The organism is Mesorhizobium sp. M7A.F.Ca.US.005.03.2.1 (assembly GCF_003997795.1).
GTDB classification, from domain to species: domain Bacteria; phylum Pseudomonadota; class Alphaproteobacteria; order Rhizobiales; family Rhizobiaceae; genus Mesorhizobium; species Mesorhizobium ciceri.
On the sequence record NZ_RZRP01001405.1, the window covers coordinates 1 to 843 of the forward strand.

Consider the following 843-nt stretch of genomic DNA (forward strand, 5'->3'; position numbering starts at 1 on the left):
GCTTCCTCGGCAATGGTGGCGAGCGTGGCGACGATCACTGCCGCCGGTGTCGACGGCGCCAGCCCGCCATCGAGCAGTGCTGCGGCGATCAAGGGCAGATTGGCCATGCCCATATAGACGACCACAGGCTGGCCGGTGCGGGCGATCGCTGCCCAGTCGAGATCGTCATCGGTGCCGGCGGCGTGGCCGGTGGCCAGGATCACCGCCTTGTTGATGCCGCGCATGGTGGCGGGGATGCCGGTCGCGGCCAGCGCACTGAGGCCCGAGGTCAGGCCGGGCAGTACGCGGAACGGGATACTTTCCCGCGCCAGCGCCAGAGCTTCTTCGCCGCCACGGCCGAAAATATAGGGATCGCCGCCCTTCAGCCTGACGACGCGGCGGCCTTCGCGTGCGAGCCGGACCAGCAGGGCGGTGATGTCGTCCTGTTTCATCGACGGTTTGCCGCCGCGCTTGCCGGCAAAGAAAAGCTCGGCATTCTCCGCAACTGCGACAATGTCAGGGGACACCAGTGCGTCGTAGACCAGCGCATCCGCCTCGGCCAAAGCCGCCAACACTTCAAGCGTCAGGCAGCCGGGGTCGCCGGGGCCGGCGCCGGCCAGCCAGACATGGCCCGGCTCCAGTTGGCGCGGCTTGAAGTTCAGCCGGGACAAGGCTTTTTCGAGCGTGGCGTTTTCGCCGGTGTTTTTGGTGCTGCCGCTCACAATCCGTCCCGTCCGCGAAAACGCCGCTGATAATGGGCGTCGTATAATGAACTCTCGCCAAAACCTCGCGCCGCCAGCGAGCGGCCGACGAAGATGATCGCCGTGCGCTCCATCGGATCGGCGGCGAGCTGTGCCTCGATGG

General features: G+C 66.8%; 1 protein-coding gene and 1 pseudogene. Both read right to left on the reverse strand.

Annotated elements, in window-relative coordinates:
- Positions 1 to 701, reverse strand: a 701-nt coding sequence (cobA, locus tag EN991_RS38115) for a uroporphyrinogen-III C-methyltransferase (protein ID WP_127370626.1), incomplete at its 3' end; no start/stop codon positions are given.
- A pseudogene (locus EN991_RS38120) lies at positions 698 to 843 on the reverse strand (precorrin-4 C(11)-methyltransferase); the annotation flags it as partial. The pseudogene EN991_RS38120 and the gene cobA, both read right to left, overlap by 4 nt.